Source organism: Archangium primigenium, assembly GCF_016904885.1.
Classification (GTDB): domain Bacteria; phylum Myxococcota; class Myxococcia; order Myxococcales; family Myxococcaceae; genus Cystobacter; species Cystobacter primigenius.
Window position 1 is genome coordinate 9335720 of sequence record NZ_JADWYI010000001.1, and the last position, 21583, is coordinate 9357302.

The window sequence follows — 21583 nt, forward strand, 5'->3', positions numbered from 1 at the left end:
CAAAAGAATCGTTGCCAGCGGGGGCCGGGGGTGAGCACCCTGGGCGCGGATGAAACTCGCGGGGCGAATCGGGTGCGGCGCGGCGCTCGGGCTGCTCGGGTGGGCGGTGAACCTGGCGGCCCTCGAGGTGCTGCCGGGCGTGCACCTGCTGCTCGGCCCGCTCATGGTGCTCGCGGCGGCCGTGCTGCTGGGCCCCTGGGCCGGAGGCGTGGCGGGCGCGGTGTCCGGCCTGCGCACGCTCGCCCTCTGGCAGCACCCCTGGGGGTGGTTGAACATCAGTCTGGAGGGCATGTTCGTGGGGGCGCTGCGCCGGCGCCTCACGCCGCTGATGGCGGACCTGCTCTACTGGTCCCTCAGCCCCCTGTACTTCGCCCTCACCTACTGGTTCGTGGAGGACATCCCCGTGCGGGGCGTGCTGGTGTCGGCGCTCAAGCAGGCGGTCAACGGGCTCCTGGCGGTGCTCACCCTCCAGGTGGTGTTGCTCGTGCCCGGCGTGCGCGGCCGGCTGCGGCCCCTCTTGCCGCCGCCGCTCGCGGAGGTGTCCGTGGGCCGCGCGTTCGGCACGGCGCTCACCCTGGGCGCGGTGGTGCCCATGCTGGTGCTCGGCGGGGCCGAGGGGCGCGAGCGCTACGAGTCCCAGTTGCGGCAGATGGACGACGGCAACCTGCACACCGCGCGCCTGGTGGCCAACGAGGTGGAGAGCAGCGTCGGGCACGTGACCCACGGGGTGAACCAGCTGGCGCGCACGCTCACCGCGGGCCTGTCCGCCACGGGGCAACTGCCCGGCGCGCGCTACCTCGAGGGCGAGCTGGACGCGCTCGTCACCTACTCGCCCGAGGTGCTCAGCGCCTACGTGGGCAGCCCCGAGGGCATCGCGCTCGCCTTCTCCCCGCGCAACGACCTGGCGGGCCAGCCGCTCGCGGGCCAGGACTTCTCGGACCGGCCCTACGTGGTCCGGGTGCGCCACGCCTCCCGGCCCCTGGTGAGCGACGTGCAGGAGGGGCGCGGGCGCCTCGCGGGGACGCTGGTGGTGGCGCTCGCCCCCATCCGCAACGCGGAGCGCTACGCGGGCTACGTGCTCGCCTCCATGGACCTGCCGCGGCTGCGCCAGTACGCGCGCGCGCAGGTGACGGACACCCTGCAGCGCATCCGCGTGCTCGACTCGCGCGGCGGCGTGGTGTTCGACTCGGCGCTCAAGGAGGACACGTCCTCGGGGCAGGCCGTCATCGACGCGGCGCTCGCGCGCGAGCAGAAGCGCGTGCCCAGCGGCGCCACGGGCACCTACGCGGCCGAGCACGACGCGGTGACCGCGGTGCGCGTGGGCACGCTGCACCACTTCGCCGTGGTGGAGGTGCCCTCGCTGGGCTGGCGCGTGCTGGTGGAGCAGCCCGGCGCGCGGCTGCAGAGCGAGGTGGAGCACGCCTACTTCAGCCTCCTGGGCACCATGGCGCTGGCCACGGCGTGCGCGGTGGCGCTGGCGTTCGCCTTCTCGCGCACCATCGTCGCCCCGGTGCAGGGCGTGTCCCACGCGGCGGCGCGGCAGGTGGCGGGGGACCGGGCGGCGCGCGCCACCGAGGCCGCCCTCAACGCGCCGCGCGAGCTGCGCCAGCTCGCCGAGACGTTCGACCAGATGACGGGCCAGCTCGCGCGGCAGCTGGAGGCCATCGAGCGCACCAGCCGGGAGAAGGACGCCTTTTTGTCCATCGCCAGCCACGAGCTCAAGACGCCGCTCACCGCGCTCAAGGCCCACGTGCAGATGCTGCGGCGCAAGCTGGACGGCGCGCACGGCGAGCGCCTGGACAACGTGAGCCGGCAGGTGGACCGGGTGACGCGCCTGGTGAACCAGATGCTGGACGCCTCGCAACTGGGCCTGGAGCAGTTGCCCCTGCACATGAGCCGCCTGGACCTGAGCGAGGTGGTGCGCCATGTCGCCGAGACGCTCGTGGCCGCCTCGCCCCTGCACACGCTCCAGCTCACCCTGGAGCCCCTGGTGGGCGACTTCGACGAGCTGCGCCTGGAGCAGGTGGTGCACAACCTGGTCTCCAACGCCATCAAGTACAGCCCCACCGGCGGCCTCATCGAGGTGCACACCCGCGCGCGCGACGGCCAGGCCGAGCTGAGCGTGGCCGACCGGGGCCTGGGCCTGCGCGTGGAGGACGAGGAGCAGCTCTTCGGCCGCTTCAAGCGCGGCGACCGGCGCGAGGTGACGGGCATCTCCGGCCTGGGCGTGGGGCTGTACGTCTCGCGGGAGATCATCCGCCTGCACTCGGGCCGCATCACCCTGCGCTCGCGCGAGGGCGGCGGCGCCGTGGCCACCGTGTGGCTCCCCCTCCCCCCGCCGTGAGCCCCGTCCCCCCGCCGGGGATGGCGCTCTTGATTCTGATATTCATTCTCAACTACAACCCACCGCCCGGAGGGTGACACATGAAGCAGGGCAACGAGAAGCGGCGGGTGTGGCGGGGCGGACTGCGGCTGGTGGGCGTGCTGGCGCTGGGCGCGTGTGGGCCGGCGGAGGAGCCGAAGCAGGAGGAGCCGGTGCCCGCGGCGCGGTGCGAGAAGCGACAGACGGTGGCGTGCGCGGAGCAGGGCATCGACCGGCTGAGCCTGCGCACGGTGGCGTCCGCGGGCGAGGTGCGCGAGGTGGGCACGACGGCGGGCGAGTTCCACACGTACGTGGACGGCCGGGCCGGGGGCACTGACGCACCCCAGTCCTATACCTACGCGCGCTTCACGCCCCAAGGCCTGGAGCGGCTGAACCTGGACGATCAGGCGGCGCTCGGCTCGGGGGACTGGGACATCGCGCTGCGCCGCTTCGTCATCCGCACCAACGGCGGCGTGTCCGGCCCGTCCTGCACCACGGTGGCCCAGACGCCCGAGGGCACGACGTTCGAGTCGGTGAAGGCGGTGGACGGGGCCTGGGCGTTCAAGGCCGAGGACTACTACTCCGAGAGCTGCGCGTTCACGGGAGACGCGTGGGGCCTGGGCTCTCCGGCCACGCGCCTGGGCTCGTTCTGGGACTACCAGAGCTGCCTGGCCATGACGGGCCACGTCTACGTGCTGCGGCTGGCGGATGGCCGGCACGTGAAGCTGCAGGTGACGGAGTACTACGAGCCGGAGCCCCAGCGCGCGTGCAACGAGACGGGCAAGGTGACCCAGCCCAGCGGCGCGGCGCAGTTCCGGGTGCGGTGGACGTTCCTGCCTTGAGCTGGGCGGCCTGGCTGCTGCTCGGGAGCCTGGGCGGCGCGCCCCACCACGCGCCCCCGGACACGCGGGCCTGGGGGCTCGTCCAGGGCGGGCGGCCCACGGAGCCCGCCGCGCCCCTGCCCCGCTTCGCGCCCGAGGAGCGGGTGGAGTCCGTGGTGTCGCCCGGCGGGCGCTTCCGCGTCCACTACACCCTCCAGGGCCCCAACGCGGTGAAGGACCTGGAGGCCGTGCACACCGTGGCGCGCGCGTACGACGCGGTGGCCGACGTCTACGCGGGGCTCGGCTACCGCCTGCCTCCGGAGGACGATGTCCTGCCCGGCGAGCACGGGGAGGACGGGCGCTTCGACGTGTACCTCCTGGACTTCGCGGGCCGGGCGGACGGGGCCTACCGCCTGCAGGGCTGCCTCGACGGCGAGACGCGCTGCGCGGGCTACATGCTCCAGGAGAACGACTTCGCGGGCCTGGCGTATGCCTCGTATGCCCAGGCGGTGGACATCGTGGCCAGCCACGAGTTCTTCCACGCGGTGCAGGCCGCCTACCACCCCGGGCTGGGCGGCGTGGCGGCCGAGGGCAGCGCCGTCTGGGCCACGGAGCGCTTCCAGCCCGCGCTGGACGACCTGGAGCGCTTCTCGCGCGCGTACCTCACGCAGACGGACCGGAGCCTGGTGCTGGACCCCGACGGGCCGGCACAGGCCTTCGCCTACGGGGCGGGGCTCTTCTTCCAGTACCTCGACGAGCGCTACGGCCCGGACGTGGTGCGCGCGCTGTGGGAGCAGGCCGCGCGCGCGCCCGGCGAGTCATGGCCGGAGCTGCTCGACACCGTGCTCCAGCGCGACCGGCGCACGGACTTCGACGCCGCGTTCACCGGCTTCGCCCAGTGGAACCTGTCCACGGGGGCGCGCGCGGGCCCGGGTGCCTACGCGCGGGGCGCGGGCTACACGGGCCTCGCGCCCCCAGCGCGCGAGTTGCCCCTGGACGAGCCCAACGTGCGGGTGACGGCCGCCTCCACGCGCTACTTCCAGGTGGAGGGCGGACAGGAGACCGTCTCGGTGTCCTATACGCCCCGCGAGGACGCGCCCGCCGGCCCGCCGCCCCACCTGCTCGTGGCGGCGGTGACACCGGACGCGGTGCTCCGGGTCTCCCGCGCGGAGGGCCTGGGGGTGACGCGGGTGTCCGCCCGGGACGCCACGCACGTGGTGGTGGCGCTGGTGGACGGCCGCCTCGAGGGCACGGGCCGCTACGGCCGGCTGTGCATCACCGGCACGGCCACGGACGACCCCTGTGCCCGCGACGTGGCTCCAGCGGCGCCCGACGACACGGGCTGCCACGCCGCTCCCGGCGCGACGGGGGCCGGGGTGCTGCTCGGCCTCGGGGCCCTCTTCCGCGGGGGGAGAAGACGGCGCGCGGCTCAGCCCAGCACGCCCAGGGCGTGAGCCAGGCGCCAGGCCACCACCAGCAGGTGCGCGTCGGCCACGGTGTCCAGCCCCTCGAGGAGCGCGGTCAGGGGCAGCCAGCGCAGCCGGGCGTCGTGGGCCGTGGAGGCCTCCACCTCCACGGCGAAGGGCCAGACGAGCTCGGGCGTCACCCCCGGCGTGGTGTGGTACGAGCCGCCCAGCTCCCAGGCCCGGCGCGAGGTGAGGCCGAACTCCTCGCGCAGCCGCTCGGCGATGAGCGCGGGCACCTCCCCCGGGTGGGTGAAGGCCCGCGGCAGCCGCCAGGCGGGCACCACCACGAGCCCCGCGCTTCCGGTGAAGTGCTGCACTGCGGGCAGCTCCCGGTGCTCCAGGCCCACCCAGTAGCCCTCGGCGGTGCGCACCACGGGCAGCGCCACCGCCGTGTCCCGGCCCGCCTCGCGCGGCACCAGGTACTCGCGCGGCACGCTCGCCAGCACCCGTCCGTCCGCGGCGCGCTCGGAGAACGTCCCGGTGCGCGGCTCCAGGTAGCCCGTGGCGCCCTCCTCGTGCACGGAGAAGGGGGCCCGGCGCGCGGGCGTCAGCGCGTCCGGGGCGCGCGGGGGCGCCTCCGCCTGGACCGGGAACACGAGCGGCGCGCCGATCCACGGCCCCGGTGAGGCGCCGAGCCGACGCAGCAGCCGGTGGATGTTGAGCTCCAGGCGCGCATCCACCATGCCGCCCACGTGGCAGGCGCGCAGCACCTGGCGCGCATCCAGCTCGCGCACCGAGCCGGCGCTGGTGAAGGGGCCGTAGTCGGGCGCGGGCAGGGCGGCGTTCTTCTCCGGGCCCGAGGCGGGCGCCACGCGCACGAGGTAGGCCGACACGCGCTCGTTCACGCCGCCGGGCGAGGTGAAGTAGCGCACGGGCTCGCCCACCTCCAACAGCCGCTCCGGGCCGAGCCCCGCGCGCTCGTGCAGGATGCGCGCGATGGCGCGTGCCGGGGCCTCGCCCACCTGGGTGATGGCGGCCAGGGGCTCGGTGATGTAGCCGGACAGCGTGGCGCCACCCAGGTGCGGCCGGTCCGCGCACGCGTTGACGATGGGCCGGGGGAAGCCCTTCTTGGCGAGCACGAACACCTGCCCGTCCTCCTGGAACCAGGGCAGCACGTCCAGCGTCCGCCCGGGCCGCTCCACCAGCTCGTAGAGCTGACCGGAGGCCTCGTGCCGCCAGGTGCTCAGCGACAGGAAGCGCGGCGTGGTGAGCGGCTCGCCGTGCTCCTCGCGCAGGACCACGCCCGCGCCCGGCGGCACCTTCTCGCCCACGATGAGGTAGTTGGTGGGCGGAAACGGCAGCGGCCGGCCCTCCAGGTCCGACAGGTGGAAGCGCCCCTCGTACCGGTTCGCGAGGATCCACGGGTTGCGGATGGGCATGGAGCTGAGGATGCGCAGGCCGCGCGAGCGGAAGGCCTCCTCGAACTGGCCCTGGGAGAAGTAGGTGTACTCCTCGAGCAGCTCCACGTCCCAGTGCTCGCGGTAGTCCTTGCGCAGGATGAACTCGTTGGCGGCGCGCAGGGTGAGCCGATAGCGCGCGTGGCCCGGGTGGGGCGAGGCGTGGCGCGTATGGGGCACGGGCCCGGTGCGGTGGACACTGCAACGGAAGTCGCGCGCGAAGCGCTCGAAGAGCGCGGCGGTGGACAGCGCGGGCACCTCGCCCTCGGCGGCCCCGTCCGTCTCGGGCAGGTCGAGCCACACGTGCTCGGGCCCGTCGGGGATGACGAAGTCGCGGATGATGATGACGCCGCCGGTGCGCAAGGCGCGCACCTGGTTGTCCAGACACGTCTCCAGCCGCGCGAGCGAGAAGTCGTTGAAGCTGGTGACGTGGTGGAGCACGGACGAGTCGAGCACGCCATCCAGGGACTCGGGTGGGAAGACGGGGTCGGCGATGTCCCCGGCGACGAAGCGCAGGTTGGGCCGCCGCCACGTCTGGCCCGCCATGTCCACGGACACGGGATTGATGTCCACGCCCACCAGTTCCAGGCCCTGGTAGAGGCAGGCGAGGTCATGCGTCCCCCGCCCCGAGCCGCTGCCCATGTCCGCCACCCGGCCGCGCGTGGGGAAGTGGGCGGTGGTGAGGGCCACCTTCTGCTGCATGGAGGCATCCATGCCGGCGAAGTAGCTGGCGTAGTCGTCCGCGCTGCCCCGGTGCTGGGAGGCGTAGACGTCGGCTTGAGAGGGGGAACGGGCCATGGGCCCGAGTCTACCCCCCTGTCCGGGAATAGACGGAGCCGTGGTAGATTCCCTCTGACATGCGACCGCTGCCCGAGCCGCCCCCCATGTCGACCCGCGCCCTGGTGGCGTGCCTCGTGCTCGCCGGGGTGGTGAGCGTGTTCCTCTGGCAGTCGCCCTGGCTCTATCCGTTCCGGCTGCTCGTCACGCTGATGCACGAGAGCGGGCATGCCATCACGGGCTGGGCGCTGGGCATGAGCGTCACGAGCGTCACCATCAGCCCGGCGACGGGAGGCCTCACCCACTACGTGGGGTACGCCACGCTGTGGAAGCAGCTGCTCATTTCCTCGGGCGGGTACATGGGCTCGTCCGTGGCCGGGGCGCTCCTGCTGGTGGCGGCGGGGCGGATGCGCAGTGGCCGGCTGCTGATGTGGGGCCTGGTGGCGTGGATGGTGACCGTGGCGGTCATCTGGGTGCCGCTGCTGCCGCCGGACCCCGGGGCCGTCCACGCGCGCTTCACGGGCTCGTCGCAGGGCGATGGCCTGTTCACGCTCGGCTTCATCGCGCTGATGGGCTCGGTGATGGCGCTGGTGGCGTGGAAGGGGCCGGTGTGGATGCGGCGGGGCTTCATCGTGTGGATCGCCACGCTCTCGTGCCTCATGGCCTTGCAGGACATCAAGGGCCTGCTCGGCTTCGGCCTGGAGACGGGCGTCTCGGACGCGAGCAACATGGCGCGCCTCACCTATCTGCCCGCGCCCTTCTGGGCGGCGGTGTGGATGGTGATGTCGCTGGGCGCCATGTGGATTGGCCTGCGCTCCATCCTGCGCCGGCGCGAGCGCCCGGGGCTGCGCATGCCCATGGGCCGCCTGTCCCCGCGGTAGACGCGCCTCGGCTGAAGACAAAGGCCGCGCCCGCCGGAAACCAGCGGCTAGATTCGGGGCCGTGAGCCCCTTTCCCGCCACCCTGCCCCCGCCCGATGTCATCCCCTTGCGCGGCGGTCCCGTGCTGCGCTGGGGCGTGCTCGCCCCTGGTCGCATCGCCGGGGGGTTCGTCTGGGCGCTCCACCAGCACACCGATCAGCGCGTCCACGCCGTCGCCTCGCGTGACCCCGAGCGCGCCCGACAGTTCGCCTCCTCCTACGGCGTCCCCCGCGTCCACGCCTCCTACGAGCAGCTCGTCGCCGATCCGGACATCGACATCGTCTACGTGGCCTCGCCCCACAGCGAGCACAAGCGCCAGGCCCTGCTCGCCATCGCCGCCGGCAAGCACGTGCTCGTGGAGAAGCCCCTCGCGCTCAACGCCCACGAAGCGCGGGACATCGCCCACGCCGCGCGCGCCGCGGGCGTCTTCGCCATGGAGGCCCTCTGGTCGCGCTTCCTGCCGCAGACCCTGCTCGTCGACCGGCTCCTGCGCGAGGGCATCCTCGGAGACATCCGGCTCGTCACCGCGGACTTCGGCGCCCGCTTCGACTTCGATCCCCAGGGCCGCATCTTCAACCCCGCGCTCGGCGGCGGCGCCCTGCTCGACATCGGCATCTACCCCATCTGGCTCGCACACTTCGTGCTCGGCCCGCCCCAGCGCGTGCTCGCCACCGGCTCACTCGCCCAGACCGGAGTCGATGGGCAGGTCGCCCTCGTGCTCACCCACGCCTCGGACGCCCAGGCGCTGCTGCACACGACCCTGTTCGCCGAGACCCCCCAGGAGGCCGCCATCACGGGCACCCACGCGCGGCTCCAGATCGACGGCCGCTTCTTCTCTCCCAGTGGCCTCACGCTGACGTCCCCGGATGGCGCGCACCGCGTGCGTTGGACGGACACGTCCGGGCTCCAGGGCAGCGAGGGTCTCGCCCATCAGGCCGCCGCCGTCGCGCGGCACATCGCGGAGGGGCTCACCGAGTCTCCCCTGCATCCGCTCGAGCGCAGCATCGCCCTGCTGGAGACCATCGACGCGGCGCGCGGCCAGCTCGGCGCGGCCTCCCCCGTCGGCTAAAGCGAAAAGGCCCCGACCGCGTGCTCCTGGCGATCGAGGCCTCAGCTCCCAAGCAACCCGACGCGCCCAGGCGCCAGACCTAGCCGTGGTGGGCGCTGTTGGCCGGGTTGGCCTGCGGCTTGGACGCGCTGCCCTTCTTCTTGTCCGTCCGCGAGACCTTGGGCACCTTGTTGCGGCCCTTGACGTTGCGGTCGGTCGCCTTGGACGCGGCGTTCTGCATCTTGTCTGCCTTCGATTTGCGAACTCCAGACATGTCCCTGACCCCCATCTCATCGATGTCGACTGCTCTTCAACAGTAGGGAGGGGCGGGGCCCGGCGACATGAACCGCGGGCCCATGCCCCCTGGATGCTCGCTCCCGGGGCGGCTAGCTCCGGGGATTGCGGCGGACGATCTCCTCGTTGAGCGCGCTGGCGAAGCCCACCCACGCGAGGTAGGGCACCATCATCCACGCGGCGCCCCGGTCCACCTTGCGCGCCAGGCCCGTGTACGCGGCCAGGCTCGCCCCCAAGGCCGCGATGTCCACCAGCGCCGTGCGGGGCCGGTGCGCGCCGAAGAAGAGCGGCGACCACAGGGCGTTGAAGCCCAACTGCACGCCCCAGAGCGCCAGCGCCCAGGAGCGCTTGGGGCCCGCGGGCCGGTTCCACACGCGCCACGCCGACACGGACATGAGGCCGTAGAGCACCGTCCACACCGGGGCGAACACCCACGAGGGCGGCTGGAAGGGTGGCTTGCGCAGCTTGCGGTACCAGGGTTGGCTGGCGCTGGTGACGCTGGCGCCCCACGCGGCCGCCCCCGCCGAGAGCGCTCCGAAGGCGCCCAGCGCCGCGAGGGACTCGGTCCGTAGGGACGGGTTGCGAAGCGTGGTCAGCGATGGGCTGTTGAGTGCGTAGCGATCCGTCATCGTCCCTCCAATGGACAGTGCCGCACAAAGGTGCGGACGCGCCCGCCCGCCGGCCACCCCCACCGGCCCGCCCGGGTGCTAGAACGCCCTCTCTTCCAGGAGCGCCCATGATCCGTCCGGATGACGTCCTCTCCTTCTGGTTCGGCCCCGCGTCGGACCCCGAGGCCCACCAGCCCCGGGACCATTGGTTCCAGCGCGACGAGGCCTTCGATGCCGCGTGCGCCCAGCGCCTCACCGAGGCACACGAGCAGGCGGCCAAGGGCCAGCTCGACACCTGGAAGGACGAGCCCCGGAGTGCCCTGGCCCTGGTGCTCCTGTTGGACCAGGTGCCGCGCAACCTCTACCGCGACACGGCGCGGGCCTATGCCACGGATGCCCAGGCGCGCGCGGTGGCCCGGCACGCGCTGGCGCGGGGACTCGACGTGCCGCTGCCCCCCGTGTGGCGGTGGTTCTTCTACCTGCCCTTCGAGCACAGCGAGGACCTGAACGATCAGCGGCTCTCGGTGTCCCTCTTCGAGCTGCCCGGCCGGAGCGACGCGGTCCACACCCAGACGGCGGCGTATGCCCGGCGGCACCGGGACATCATCGAGCGCTTCGGACGCTTTCCCCACCGCAACGGGGCGCTCGGCCGGGAGTCGACTCCGGAGGAAGTGGCCTTCCTCCAGGAGCCGAACTCCTCGTTCTAGGGCTCAGGCGGGGGCGCCCGCGGCCTCCTCGCCCACCCGCGCCTCCAGCATCGTGCCCGTCTCGAACCAGCCGCGCACGGTCACCAAGTGGTCCGCCTCGGCCACCAGCGCGGCGTGGAACTCCTCCGCCAGGGTGGCGTGGCCCAGCTCACGCGCCAGCGAGATGAGCAGGTCCCAGCTCGCGTTGTCCGTGAGCTCGATCATCAGCAGGCCCTGCACGCACTGCAGCAGGTTGACGTGCGGATCCGACAGCGTGCGGGGCACGCCCATGGACAGGTTGGACGCCAGCTCCGCCGAGGGCGTGAGCGCCGTGGAGTCCCCGCCGAGCTGCTCGATGGTCCGCACGAGCAGCGCGAAGTGCGCCAGCTCGTCGCGGCGGATGCTCTCCAGCTCCTCGCGCGTCGGACCGCCTTCCCAGGTGCCGAACACGTCCAGCTTGGACAGGACGGCCTCGTAGATGCGCACGCCCGTGCGCTCGAACCCGGCGCGCTCGGCCAGCTTGTCGATGAACACCGAGGCGCGGCCCCCCTTGAGCAGGTCCACCGCCGTCTTGGCCATGCCCTTGAGCCCCACCGGCGGCGGCACCGAGCCCAGGCCCGGCACCTCGGCGGCGAACTCCGCGCGCACCTGGCCCATGGCCGAGGCGTCCCCCGGACTGCTCGGAAGGGATTGCTCCGAGGCCTCGACGATCTCCTTGCCCTGCACCGGCGACGTCTTGATGCCCGTGCGGTTCAACCCCAGCTCACTCGTCTTGCGTTCCATTACTGGATCCTCCCGCCGTCCAGGGTGTCGTCCAGGCGCGCGGCCTGCTCGGTCAGCTCCGTGCCCGGGCGCCACCGGTAGCCCGCGGCCACCGTCTCGCTCGGCGAGCCCTCGGCGTTGAGCTCCTCGCGGTAGCGCCGCGTGCGATCGGACTCCTGGGCGCGCGGCACGAACTCGGTGACGTTGGCGCTCAGCTCCAGCTCGCGCCGGAGCGTGTCGCGCACGAACTCGCGGTGGCTCTCGAAGCGGATGGGCTCGGGCAGCTCCGCGGGCAGGAGCTCGCTCGCGTCGCGCCGCGTGTGCTCCTCGTAGAGGCCGCGCACGTAGTGCAGGTGGCCCAGCTCGTAGTCCACGAAGCGCTGCCACACGTCCTTGATGCGCGGGTTGGTCTCGTACGCGAGGCAGCTGTAGTAGCAGTACACCTCCATGGCCTCGTGCAGCAGCCACTTCTCCAGCCACGACTCGTCCGGATCGCTCAGCGACTCGTACTGGGTGACGTGCTGCTCCTCGATGGAGGCGATCTCCGCGTAGAGCATGCGCGCCACGGGGTCCGTGAACGTGGGCCCGATGTTCATGTAGTAGTCGTGCGTCTGGTGCTCGGACGCGGTGATGAGCAGCGCGTGGATCTTGCTCAGCGGGGCCGCGGTGCGCCGGTCATACGGGCGGCGCACGTCGTCCAGCGGGTGGCGGTGCTCGATGGAGGTGGGCCGACCCGGGATGATGTCCGAGTAGCTCTGCACGAGCAGGTTCGGATCCTTGCCCTCCAGGCGGTCGTACAGGGCCGCGTAGCGGTAGAGGTGGTCGAAGTCCTCCAGCATGCCGAAGCGGTAGGCCTGGGCGAGGTAGGGGTCCGGCTCGTGGATGGCCACGCTGGCCGTCACCTCGATGGCCACCTGCTCGAAGCCCACGGTGGTCTCCAGCGGGGACTGGTTGCCGGGGTTCATCCAGTTGATGAGCGTCTGCTGGTGGTGCTCCACGCGGCGCACGAGGGCCAGGGACTCGCGCAGCTCGCGGTTCATCCGCGCGAACGAGTGGCTGAAGCGCACGGCCTCGGCCTCGATGCCGTTCATGAGGATGACGCGCACCCGGGTGAAGGCGTCGTCGTCCAGCTTGCCGTAGGTCCGGCGGGTGAGGTCCTTCCAGGTGAACTTCTGGCGATCCAGCGGAACGCCCTTCTCCCTCAAGAGATCCAAGCCCACGTCCGGCTCCTTCGCGCACCGGCACCACGGAGGGCCGAAAGGGCCCCCCGCACCGAGCGCGTGTCGCCGCACAAATTCGGGACAGCAAGCATCTCCGGCAACGTGGACTCCGGACCCATGACGACAGGCCGCCTGCCCGGTACGGCGGGCCTAGCGCGCGACGGCGTGGCTCAGGGCGCGGTGCACGGCCTCGAGCGCCTTGCGGGCCTCGAGCAGCTCGGCGCGCTCGGCGGTCAGCGAGGCGACCTGCTGGGCGAGCACGTCGCGCTCACCCTGGAGGGTGTCCACGGTGCGGCGCAGGGTGGCGGTCTCCTCCTGCACGATCTCCAGCTCCCCGGCGAGCCGCTCCTCCTCGGAGAGGCTGTCGGCGAGGGCCTTCTTGGCCTCGACCACGGCGCTCTCCAGGGTGGCGCGCTCCTCGGCGGCGGCCTGCATGGCCTGACGCGCCTCCTGCAGGGACAGGAGGGCCTCGTCGCGCTCGCCCTCCAGCGAGGACAATTCGCGCTCCAGGTCGGCCAGGAGCTTCACCCGGCCCTCCACCTCGCTGGCCAGGCGCCGCGCCTCGTCCATGCGCAGGCGGGCCTCCTCGGTGGCCTTCTCCGACTGGCGCCGAGTGACTTCCAGGTCCTGGGTGAGCGAGAGGTTGAGGGCCTTGAAGCGGGTGAGCTCGGCCTGGAGGGTGGAGATGCGCTCCACGGCGCGCAGGCCCGCCTCGGCGACGCTGGCCGGCAGGGGCTCGGGGCGGGGGTTCTCGCGCACCGCCTTGAGGCGCTCCTTGAGGCGCTCGCGCCGGGCGTGCGTGTCCATCTCCTCGCGGGCCGGGACCGGGGCGGGCGGCGCGGGCGTCTGCACCTCCACCTCGTGCACGGGGGGCTCGGCGCGGGCCACGGGGGCGGCGGCCGGAGCGGCGGCCGGAACCGAGGCGACCGAGGCCACGGCCGACACGTCCGCGTCACGCGCCTGCTGCTCGGCGGAGGCGCGCAGGGCGGCGTCCAGCACCTCGGAGGCCGTGGGCCGCGGGGCGCGCGAGCGCTCGATGCGGGCGCGCACCTCGGCGGACAGGTCCTGGGCGGCCGTGCTCGGGGCGTCGTCCGCCTCGGGGAGGCGCGGCTCGGCGAGGGCCTCCGGCTCCCGGGCCGACTCGGCCTCCGAGGCCTCCTCGGACGCCGCGGGGTCCACGACACCGGTGAAGGCGCCCAGCCGCAGGCGCGGCTTGGCACGGGACACGTTCTGCTCGAAGGCCTTCTTCATTGGACGGACTTGATAGCGGAAGGGGTGTGGGGGTCGTCAACCGGCCTGCTTCGCATCCGTACCGCTACCGGGTGTCGCGCCCGCCCGCAAGCGCGGAAGCACATGCTGGATGAGGGCCTCGATGTCCGTGGCCCCCTTGGAGCCGGGGTCCGCCACGAAGATGGGGCGGCCCTCGCTGGCGGCCTGGGCGAACTTCGTGCACTGCCGGATGATGGTGGGCAGCAGGAACTCCGGGTAGTGCGTCTGCAGCGCCTCCAGGGCCTCCTTGGCCAGCCGGAAGGTGGCGTTGAAGGAGTTGACCACGATGAACACGTGGTCCAGCACGTGGTTCAAGTCCTCGTCCAGGCCCTGCACCGTCTCGAAGAGCAGCTTGAGGCCGTGAAAGGACAGGAAGTCGGCCAACACGGGGACGAACAGGTCGTTGGCCGCCATGAGGGCGTTGAGGTTGAGCAGGCCGAAGGAGGGCGGCGCGTCGAAGACGATGACGTCGTAGCGGCCCTCCACTTCCTTGAGGGCGTTTCTCAGCTTGAACTCGCGCCCCGCCATGGGCATGAGCGCCAGGTCCACCGTGGACATGGTGAGGTTGGAGGGCACGAAGTCCAGGTTGGGCAGGCTCGTCTTCTGGATGACCTCGGACAGGGGCGCCTTGCGCACCAGGACGTTGAGCAGCGTCTGGTCGAAGTCCTCGCCCTCGTAGCCCAGGCACTTGGTGGCGTGGCCCTGGCTGTCCAGGTCGATGATGAGCACCGAGTAGCCCAGCTCCGCCAGCCGCCACGCGTAGGACGTGGACAGGGACGTCTTGCCCGTGCCGCCCTTGAAGTTGAGGAAGAGCTGCTTTCTGCGGCCCATGGGCTCCGGGAAGCGCCCGTGCTGCTCGCGCAGCGCCCACACCTCGGCCCCCGTGTAGCTGTCCTGCTTGAGCGCCGGAGTGATGGACTTCAGCGGCAGGCCGAGCAGCTCGGCGACCTGCTTGGGACTGTACGTCGGCGCATCCATGAGAACCCTTCAAGAACCCTTCGCCAACCTGGGACGGGGGTCATACCTTGCCTCAAGAGGCGAAGTATTTGTGACCTCTGCGCACGACCGAGCCCCTGGCCACCAACAGGGCGAGCGCCTCCTGGGCCAATTCGGGCGTGGACCGGATGCTGGTGGCCAGTTCTCCCAGGGACCGCCCCCGGATGGCCACGCGGATTTCCGCCAACAGGGGAGCACACAACGCTTCCACGGGCGAGGGGGCGGCGCGCACGGTGGGACGGGGTGCGACCGCGGCGGCCGGGGTAGGCACGGGGGCGGCCTTGGGTGGGGCGACCGGAGCCGGTGCAGGTGCCGGGGCGAGCGCGACGGCGCGCGGGGGCGCCACCCGGGGCGTGAGCGTGGCCCGCACGGGGTGCACGGGCAGCGTGGCGAGCCGGCGGATCTCCCGGCGGCGGCGGCCCTCGTCCAGCTCCACCACCGCGGACACGTCCTGGCCGAGGATGCGGCCCAGGCTCTGCGCGGCGGCGCGGCGCACGCGCACCTCGGAGTCCTTGAGGGCCTCGAGCAGCAGGGTGCGCGCGGACTCGCCGCTGCCCGCGCCGAGCGCCAGGGCGGCGAGGCTGCGCACCTCGACGTCCGGGTCGTGGATGGCCTCCTCGCCCAGGCGCCGCGAGTTCTCCCCCTCCAGGCCGAGCGCCAGGAGCGAGGCGCGCCGGCGCACGCCCCGGTCCGGGTCCTTCACCGCCTGGGCCAGGTGCGGCGCGGCCTCCTGGGGCGAGAGCGACAGCAGCGCCTTGAGCGCGGCGATGCGCACCTCGGGCACCCGCGAGGAGAGCAGCGGGGACACCACCGAGGCGCCCTGCTCCTTGCCCACCTCGGCGAAGGCCGCCAGGAGCGCCACCTGCACGCTGGGCGTGTCCTCGGCGTGCAGGGCGCTGGCCAGGGCGGGCGCGGCGGCCGGCTGGCCCAGGGCCTTGAGCCGCTCGGCGGCGCGCACGCGCGAGGTGGCGTCCGGCGCGGACAGCTCGCGCACGGAGAAGCCGAACAGCGACTCGTCCCCGGCGCCCGTGCCGGACAGCTCCGCGAGCTGCCCGGCGCTCACCGCGAGCCGCCCCTCCTGCTGCAGCCGCCACGCGTGCTGCACCACGGACGAGGCCGACGCCCCGGCCGCCGGCGCGCCCACCGTGGCCAGCGCGGGCACCGCCACGGGCACGGGGACGGGCACCGGCACCGGCGCGGCGACCCCCTCGGCCGCCGCCGGAGCGCGCGCCGCCTCCACCGCCGAGGGCCAGGGGTACTTGGGCCCGGGCCCCGACTGTCCGGGCCGCTCGAGCACCTCGCTGCGCAGCTGGGAGATGAAGGACGCCAGGTCGATCCCCAGCCCGTCCTCGTCGTCTTCGTCCCGCTCGGGCCGCCCCGAGGCGCGGATGCGGCTGGCCTCCAGGAGCTTGCCGAGCAGCTGGCCGCGCTCGGTGCGCAAGGCCTGGTTGACGCGGGTGAGCTCCTCGCGCTCGGTGCCCACGCGGCCCATGCGCACCTCCATCTGCGCCAGCTCGCTGCGCAGCTCCAGCTCGCGCTGCTCGGACAGCGCCACCTCGCGCTTGAGGTGCTCCAGCTCCGCGCGCGTGGACGTCAGCTCGTGATGGAGCTGTTCCGCACGGGCCTCGAAATAGACAATCTTCTCGAGTGCGCTTCTGAGCAGCGCGTCCGGACGCTCGTCACTCACGGCCTGAAATGCCCTCCCTCGTCACTGCGGGGCCCCTCGGTGGGCCGTGCGTGCCTGGGAAACACGCGCGGCGCCGGGTCCCGAGCGGATAACCCCCGGGAGGGCGCACCCTATGCCACAATTTCGAGCGAGGTAAACCCCTGAAATGGTTGAGACTTTCCCCCGAGCCAGGGTCCACGGGGGATTGACAACGGCGCCGGGGCCGAATTCTCGGCCTCGGCGCATGTCCCGCGCGGACTACCAGGGGCTGTTGCCGCTCAGCTCCGCCGGGGTCGGCGTGGAGAGCTTGGGGCTGCTCAGACCCTGGAGCAGGGACATGCCCGTGCCGCCGAAGGTGTTCACGCCCGCGCCGAAGGACTCCATCATGCCCTGGCCCACCTTGCCGTGCCGGAAGCTCTGGAAGGCGTCCTGGGCGAAGGTGCCCGCCTCGTTGAAGTGCGCGGTGCCCTGCGACATCTGGCCCGAGCTCACCTGCTGCAGGTTGTTCATCACGCTGTGGTGCGAGGCGGGCGAGATGCCGAAGCCCGTGCGCTGCAGGGCGTTGTTCACGCCGCCCACCAGCGAGCCGTAGAAGCTCGGGTTCTGCTGCGCCTGCTGGGAGATCTGCGGCCGCATCTGGCCGGCGAGCGACGGGTTGGCCAGGTGCGGGTTGACCGTCCGGGGCGAGAAGGACGAGGCGCCGGGGCTGAACCCGCCCGGCTTGTTCGTCGGGAGGAGGTCGGCCTTGGGGGCCGTCAGGGTCTGCGTGGGCGACTTGGGGGCGTCGAGGGAGGAACCAGACTTGGGGGAGATCGGCGAGGAGGAGAAGCCCTTGATCTTCATGGTCGTGTCCTTTGCGGGAAGCGCGGTGGGGTTCCGCCCTTGCGATGACAGGGGAGACTGCACCGCCCGTGCCAGCCCCACCGCCCCCTCGGTCCCCGCGTCCTCCTCGTGATTCCGGGGGTTTACGAAGCGGTGGCCCGCACTCCGGGTGGTGACAACAGTCATCGCCTGGTGACGTGCGTCCCCATCCTCCGGGTGACGGACCCCCCGGGACTGCGCTTCACTGCGGGGCATGACTCCTCAAGATGCCCAGCGGGTCCTCTCCGAGACGGACGTGGTGCCGTGCCGGGAGCTGCCCCTCGCCGACGCCCGACGCCTCGTGGACACGTGCCTCGCCGAGGGCCTGCCCGCGCTCGTCCACCGCGAGGCGTGCAGCAAGCCCTCCTGCTCTCCGAAGTTCCAGGTGCTCGTGCGCCCCGAGGACGCGCCCCGGGTGGAGGCCCTGCTCCAGCGCCACTGGCGCGACAGCCTCGCGCGCGAGGGCCTGGTGCCCGCGGGGGCCGCGCTGCTCGCGGTGCCCGACGAGGGGGAGCTGCCCTGCCCCGCCTGTGGCACGGCCGCGCCCCTCCAGGAAGGCGCCTGCTCCGACTGCGGCCTGCAACTCGAATGACCCCGCCCCGGCTCCTGGCCTTCCTCCTGTCGCTGCCCCTCTGGCTGGCGTTCACGCTGCGCCTCATCCTGTTCTTCAACGGCGACCTGGCGTACGCGCTCATGAACGGCCCGGACGGCCCGGCGCTGCTGCGGCTGCTCTTCGTGGCGGGCCTCACGCTGCTCGTCCTGCTCGGCGGGTACGTGCTCGTCTATTACGCGCGAGGACAGCGGGCCCACGTGGCCGCGTTCACCGTGCGCGGCCGGACCCATGTCACGCTCAACGACCTGAGCCCCGCGGTCATCGGCTGGAGCATCACGTGCACCAGCGCGCTCGTGCTGCACTCCCTCGTGGGCGCCGCCACGGGCTTCGCGCCCGGCTTTCCCCTCGCGCTCGGCTGCTGGCTCGTCACGCTCGGCGCGGGAACCCTCTTCACCTGGCGGGCGGAGGCCCGCATGCGCTCGGGCGGCCTGGATCTCATCCTCGATGGGCACACCCGGCGGCTGTCCCTGCCGCCCATCCGCAACGCCGAGGGCATCTTCGAGCGGGGCCACCGGCTGGAGCTCGACTGCGCCCGCATCCAGCGCATCACCCTGGAGCGACACATCCACCGGGATGCCGAGGGTCACCCCTCCACGCGCCACCGGCCCACGATCACCTACCTGGACGAGCGCGGCGAGCCCCGCCAGGAAACCATCGTGGACTGGGGCTTGGAGGAGCGCGCGAGCGCCCTGGTCCTCTGGCTACAGAAGCGGCTGGACGCCCGATCTTGATGTCTCGGGTTCTACCTGGAGTCATTTTCCCCTGACACTTGGCGCGCGGTCCCAGGGCTCGGACTCCAAGAAAGCCCACGCGCGTCGGGCCACGGGGCTATGGTCCTCGCCATGACGCAACCGAGCCGTTCCGCCTCCACCTACGTCCTCATCGATGCGGAGAACATCGATTGGGCCGTGTCCAACGTCGTGGGACGCAAGCCGGAGCCCCAGGATCGCGTGCAGTTCGATCGCCTGGTGGCGTTCTGCGAGTCGCGCTTCCCCACCCCCGCGCGCTGCATCGTGGTGCTCAACGCCCGGGGCGAGCAGCTGCCGGACGTGATGATCGGCTTCGTGCGCGCGCTCAAGACCGCGGGCTGCGAGGTCGTGCTGCTGCACGGCCGCCCCGAGCAGAAGGTGGTGGACATCGGCATCCTGAAGTTGCTGGAGGCCATCCGCACCACCAAGCCGGGCGCCCACGTGGTGCTCGCCAGCCACGACGGCAGCGACTTCGCCGCCGCCCTGCGCCCGCTCCTGGACGAGAAGCGCAAGGTGACGCTGCTGGGTCTGCGCGAGTACGTGAGCCAGCGCTTCCGCGAGTTCGTGCCCGCGGGCCTGGAGATCCTCGACCTGGAGATGGACGCCAAGGTCTTCCAGCGTCCCCTGCCCCGGCTGCTGCCCATCCGCGTGGACGACTTCGACGCGGCCGGCTTCCTCTAAGAGGTCCCATGGGCGACACGCCCCGGTGGAATGGAGGCAAGCTCGGCCCCTACCACGTGGGCCGCCGCTACCGGCGCGTGCCGCCTGACCTGGGCCGCGTCTACGAGGCCCACCACGTGGAGACGGGCGCCTCGGCGCTCGTGGTCGTGCCCGACAAGGACGAGTCGTGGGCCCCCACCCGGGACTGGCGGGTGAGCGCCCAGGGCTCGCACTCGCCCCCGTTCCTCGCCGCCGAGGTGGAGCGCGCCCCCGAGGCCAGCCCCGAGTCCGCCGCGGAATTGACGCTGCTGTTCCACCGGCTCGCGGGCGTGTTCGCCGCCTTCGAGGGCCGCCCGGACGCCCTGCACCACCTCACCGGCACCCTGCCCCGCGACGCGCGCCACCTCGCCCGCTGGCGCCCCCGCCTGCGCCGACTCGGCCACGCCGTCTGCGCCCTCGCGCTCGCGGTGCTCTTCTGGCCGGGCAGCGCCTCACACGAGCAACACCTCACCGCCGAGCGGCACTTCGCTCGGACACAGCTCGCCGACCCCCTGCCCTCCAAGCCCTATCCGGACCAGGCGAAGCCCCCCTGCAAGTCGGAGTGGGCCGAGGTGGAGATCCAGGGCGGCTGCTGGGTGGAGCTCTCCAGGCGCCCGCCTTGCGGCAAGACGACGGAGCACGCGGGCAAGTGTTACCTGCCCTCCAAGGCCGAGCCCCGGCCGCCCCAGTCCCTCACCCCGTGACGGGCATCGCCTTGCGGCGATGTGACCTCCGTGGTGAGATGACCTCTAAAGTCAGATTCACGGATCGCGCCGACTGCCAGCGGTGCCCCTCCGTGCCCCCCTGAGAACGGGGTGCCGTGCTCGTGCGCGGCGCCCACTCTCGGCGATGCCCTCCAAGGTGCCTGGCAGCCCTTGGGGGGCATTGTTTTTCGCCGAGTCACGCGCGCGGGGACTACTTCGGAAGTTTCCCGCTGACATATTACCTCCGAAGTCATATAACTCCGGAGGTTGGACCGGAGGTGGAAGCAGCATGGTGCCGAAGAGGGTGGTGGCCCCCCGAGGGAAGCACGAGAGCAAGCAGAAGCTGGCCCGAGCGCTGGGCGACACGGCCCGGGGCGCGCGCAAGCGCGAGGCGCTGACCCAGGCCGACGTGGCCGAGCGCATTGGACTGGCGACCGAGGTGTATGGACGACTGGAGCGGGGCCTGCTCATGCCGAGCGTGCCCACGCTGCGCCGGTTGTGCCTGGCGCTGCGGCTGCCGGCGGACGCGCTTCTGTCGCTCGACATGGCCCGTCCGCCCGCGTGGACGGAGGCCCCCGCGCCGCCCGAGGAGGAGGGCCCCGAGATGCGGCGGCTGATGCGGCATGTCCGCAAGCTCACTGCTGAACAACTCAAGGCCCTGGCCCTCGTGGCCGCCACCCTGCGGCGGGAGGAGTGAACCGCCGCCGGGTCGCCCTCCCCCCTCAGGAGGGAGGGCTCCAGGGCGCGGGGGAGGCTATGCTCCGGTCCGTGCGCCCCGCGGATGGACTGGACGACTACCTTCAAGAGCCCTTCGGCCGGTATCTGGCCGGAGAGAACTTCATCCACTGGTACGCCTCACCCGAGCTGTGCGGCTTCACGGTCTGGGGTCGGCCCGGCGAGGCGCAGATCTCCCGGCTCACCTCGGTGCTGGACGTGGAGCTGGCCCCGGCCCAGCCGCACGTGTCGCTCGTGGATGCGCGGCGCATCGAGGCGCCAGACCCCAGCGGGCTGTCCGTGCTGGTGAAGTACATGGCCCCGCGCATCTCCGGCTTCGCCCAGACGGTGCGCAAGCAGGCCCTGGTGCGCCCCGAGGGGCTGGCGGGCGCGGTGGTGGGCGGCTTCTACAGCCTGGTGAGTTCCAGCTATCCCACCCGTGCCTTCGCCGACCCCCTGGAGGGCCTGAGCTGGCTGGGCCGCACCGAGACCGAGGCGCGCGGGCTGCTCTCGGAGCTGGACGCGCTGGTGCTCCAGCAACAGGGCCAGTCGCCGCTCATCGGCGAGCTGCACCGGGTGATGCGCCCCAAGCTGTGCGAGGAGCTCAACCTGGCGGACGTGGCGCGGGAGATGGGCATGTCCGAGCGCACGCTCCAGCGCCGCCTGCGCGACACGGGCACGTCCTTCCAGGCCGAGTTCAACATGGTGCAGGTGCGCACCGCCCAGTCCCTGCTGCTGGCGAGCGACGCCAAGCTCACGGCGGTGGCCGCCGAGGTGGGCTGCGCCTCGCTGCAACACTTCAGCAGCCTGTTTCGCAAGTACACCGGCGAGTCCCCCAGCGTCTGGCGCGCCAAGAACAAGCCCGGGGCCTGAGCGCGGTGGACGGGACGCATGACTCGGGACCACCGGGCGCCCCCACGGTCGATCCCCACTCGCCCCCCCGTACGTCTT

21 protein-coding genes are annotated in these 21583 nt (G+C 72.5%); 12 read left to right on the forward strand and 9 right to left on the reverse strand.

The features are described 5' to 3' along the window. Nucleotides 1-49: 49 nt before the first annotated feature. The 3 genes from I3V78_RS38200 (at nucleotide 50) to I3V78_RS38210 (ending at nucleotide 4637) form a co-directional block, all read left to right on the forward strand. On the forward strand, nucleotides 50-2344 hold the full coding sequence (locus I3V78_RS38200; RefSeq protein WP_204496044.1) for an ATP-binding protein: 2295 nt from the start codon (nucleotides 50-52) through the stop codon (nucleotides 2342-2344). 80 nt (nucleotides 2345-2424) lie between these two features. Further along, entirely contained in the window at nucleotides 2425-3204 is a 780-nt protein-coding gene (locus tag I3V78_RS38205) for an HmuY family protein (RefSeq protein ID WP_204496047.1), read from the forward strand. Further along, nucleotides 3201-4637, forward strand: coding sequence for an MXAN_6640 family putative metalloprotease (locus tag I3V78_RS38210; protein WP_204496049.1), 1437 nt, complete (start codon nucleotides 3201-3203; stop codon nucleotides 4635-4637). The genes I3V78_RS38205 and I3V78_RS38210 overlap by 4 nt, the downstream gene beginning before the upstream one ends. Here I3V78_RS38210 and I3V78_RS38215 read toward each other — a convergent pair. After that, on the reverse strand, nucleotides 4613-6844 hold the full coding sequence (locus I3V78_RS38215; RefSeq protein WP_204496051.1) for a class I SAM-dependent methyltransferase: 2232 nt from the start codon (nucleotides 6842-6844) through the stop codon (nucleotides 4613-4615). The genes I3V78_RS38210 and I3V78_RS38215 overlap by 25 nt on opposite strands. A gap of 59 nt (nucleotides 6845-6903) precedes the next feature. Between I3V78_RS38215 and I3V78_RS38220 the strand changes: the two genes are divergently transcribed. Then, nucleotides 6904-7704 carry a M50 family metallopeptidase gene (locus tag I3V78_RS38220; protein WP_204496053.1) on the forward strand — a complete coding sequence of 267 codons (801 nt, stop codon included), beginning with the start codon at nucleotides 6904-6906 and terminating at the stop codon, nucleotides 7702-7704. Between the two features lie 61 nt (nucleotides 7705-7765). Then, a complete protein-coding gene (locus I3V78_RS38225) occupies nucleotides 7766-8812 on the forward strand; it encodes a Gfo/Idh/MocA family protein (protein WP_338023840.1) in 1047 nt (348 codons plus the stop codon). 79 nt (nucleotides 8813-8891) lie between these two features. Here the strand turns inward: I3V78_RS38225 and I3V78_RS38230 are convergent, their stop codons facing one another. Together I3V78_RS38230 and I3V78_RS38235 are read right to left on the reverse strand one after the other, a co-directional pair. Beyond that, entirely contained in the window at nucleotides 8892-9032 is a 141-nt protein-coding gene (locus I3V78_RS38230) for a hypothetical protein (protein WP_204496055.1), read from the reverse strand. A 145-nt stretch (nucleotides 9033-9177) separates the two neighbouring features. Further along, the gene (locus tag I3V78_RS38235) at nucleotides 9178-9714 is read right to left on the reverse strand and encodes a TspO/MBR family protein (protein ID WP_204496058.1); all 537 of its coding nucleotides are present in this window, start codon (nucleotides 9712-9714) and stop codon (nucleotides 9178-9180) included. A 107-nt stretch (nucleotides 9715-9821) separates the two neighbouring features. On the opposite strand from I3V78_RS38235, the gene I3V78_RS38240 reads away from it, so the two are divergent. After that, the gene (locus I3V78_RS38240) at nucleotides 9822-10400 is read left to right on the forward strand and encodes a DUF924 family protein (protein ID WP_204496060.1); all 579 of its coding nucleotides are present in this window, start codon (nucleotides 9822-9824) and stop codon (nucleotides 10398-10400) included. Between the two features lie 3 nt (nucleotides 10401-10403). On the opposite strand, the gene I3V78_RS38245 is transcribed toward I3V78_RS38240, so the two are convergent. The 6 genes from I3V78_RS38245 to I3V78_RS38270 form a co-directional block, all read right to left on the reverse strand. Then, entirely contained in the window at nucleotides 10404-11162 is a 759-nt protein-coding gene (locus I3V78_RS38245) for a ferritin-like domain-containing protein (protein WP_204496062.1), read from the reverse strand. After that, complete coding sequence (locus tag I3V78_RS38250) at nucleotides 11162-12361, reverse strand: hypothetical protein (RefSeq protein WP_204496064.1); 1200 nt, start codon at nucleotides 12359-12361, stop codon at nucleotides 11162-11164. The genes I3V78_RS38245 and I3V78_RS38250 overlap by 1 nt, the downstream gene beginning before the upstream one ends. 150 nt (nucleotides 12362-12511) lie before the next feature. Then, complete coding sequence (locus I3V78_RS38255) at nucleotides 12512-13612, reverse strand: extensin-like protein (RefSeq protein ID WP_204496067.1); 1101 nt, start codon at nucleotides 13610-13612, stop codon at nucleotides 12512-12514. Between the two features lie 36 nt (nucleotides 13613-13648). Continuing rightward, nucleotides 13649-14608: a ParA family protein gene (locus I3V78_RS38260; RefSeq protein ID WP_204496069.1), complete on the reverse strand. Its 960-nt coding sequence runs from the start codon at nucleotides 14606-14608 to the stop codon at nucleotides 13649-13651. Between the two features lie 52 nt (nucleotides 14609-14660). After that, the gene (locus I3V78_RS38265) at nucleotides 14661-16313 is read right to left on the reverse strand and encodes a HEAT repeat domain-containing protein (protein ID WP_204496071.1); all 1653 of its coding nucleotides are present in this window, start codon (nucleotides 16311-16313) and stop codon (nucleotides 14661-14663) included. 237 nt (nucleotides 16314-16550) lie between these two features. Then, entirely contained in the window at nucleotides 16551-17135 is a 585-nt protein-coding gene (locus tag I3V78_RS38270; protein ID WP_204496073.1) for a hypothetical protein, read from the reverse strand. 232 nt (nucleotides 17136-17367) lie between these two features. Here I3V78_RS38270 and I3V78_RS38275 point away from each other — a divergent pair, with 232 nt between their 5' ends. From I3V78_RS38275 to I3V78_RS38300, 6 genes are all read left to right on the forward strand, one after another. Further along, a complete protein-coding gene (locus tag I3V78_RS38275) occupies nucleotides 17368-17745 on the forward strand; it encodes a hypothetical protein (protein WP_204496075.1) in 378 nt (125 codons plus the stop codon). Next, nucleotides 17742-18497, forward strand: a complete 756-nt coding sequence (locus tag I3V78_RS38280; RefSeq protein WP_204496078.1) for a hypothetical protein — start codon at nucleotides 17742-17744, stop codon at nucleotides 18495-18497. The genes I3V78_RS38275 and I3V78_RS38280 overlap by 4 nt, the downstream gene beginning before the upstream one ends. Nucleotides 18498-18608: 111 nt before the next feature. Next, entirely contained in the window at nucleotides 18609-19196 is a 588-nt protein-coding gene (locus I3V78_RS38285) for an NYN domain-containing protein (RefSeq protein ID WP_204496080.1), read from the forward strand. 8 nt (nucleotides 19197-19204) lie between these two features. After that, nucleotides 19205-19918 (forward strand): hypothetical protein, encoded by a 714-nt coding sequence (locus tag I3V78_RS38290; protein WP_204496082.1) that lies wholly within the window; start codon nucleotides 19205-19207, stop codon nucleotides 19916-19918. A gap of 289 nt (nucleotides 19919-20207) precedes the next feature. Further along, nucleotides 20208-20615, forward strand: a complete 408-nt coding sequence (locus I3V78_RS38295; protein WP_204496084.1) for a helix-turn-helix domain-containing protein — start codon at nucleotides 20208-20210, stop codon at nucleotides 20613-20615. Nucleotides 20616-20824: 209 nt separating this feature from the next. Continuing rightward, nucleotides 20825-21505 (forward strand): helix-turn-helix transcriptional regulator, encoded by a 681-nt coding sequence (locus I3V78_RS38300; protein ID WP_338023865.1) that lies wholly within the window; start codon nucleotides 20825-20827, stop codon nucleotides 21503-21505. The last annotated feature ends 78 nt before the right edge of the window (nucleotides 21506-21583 follow it).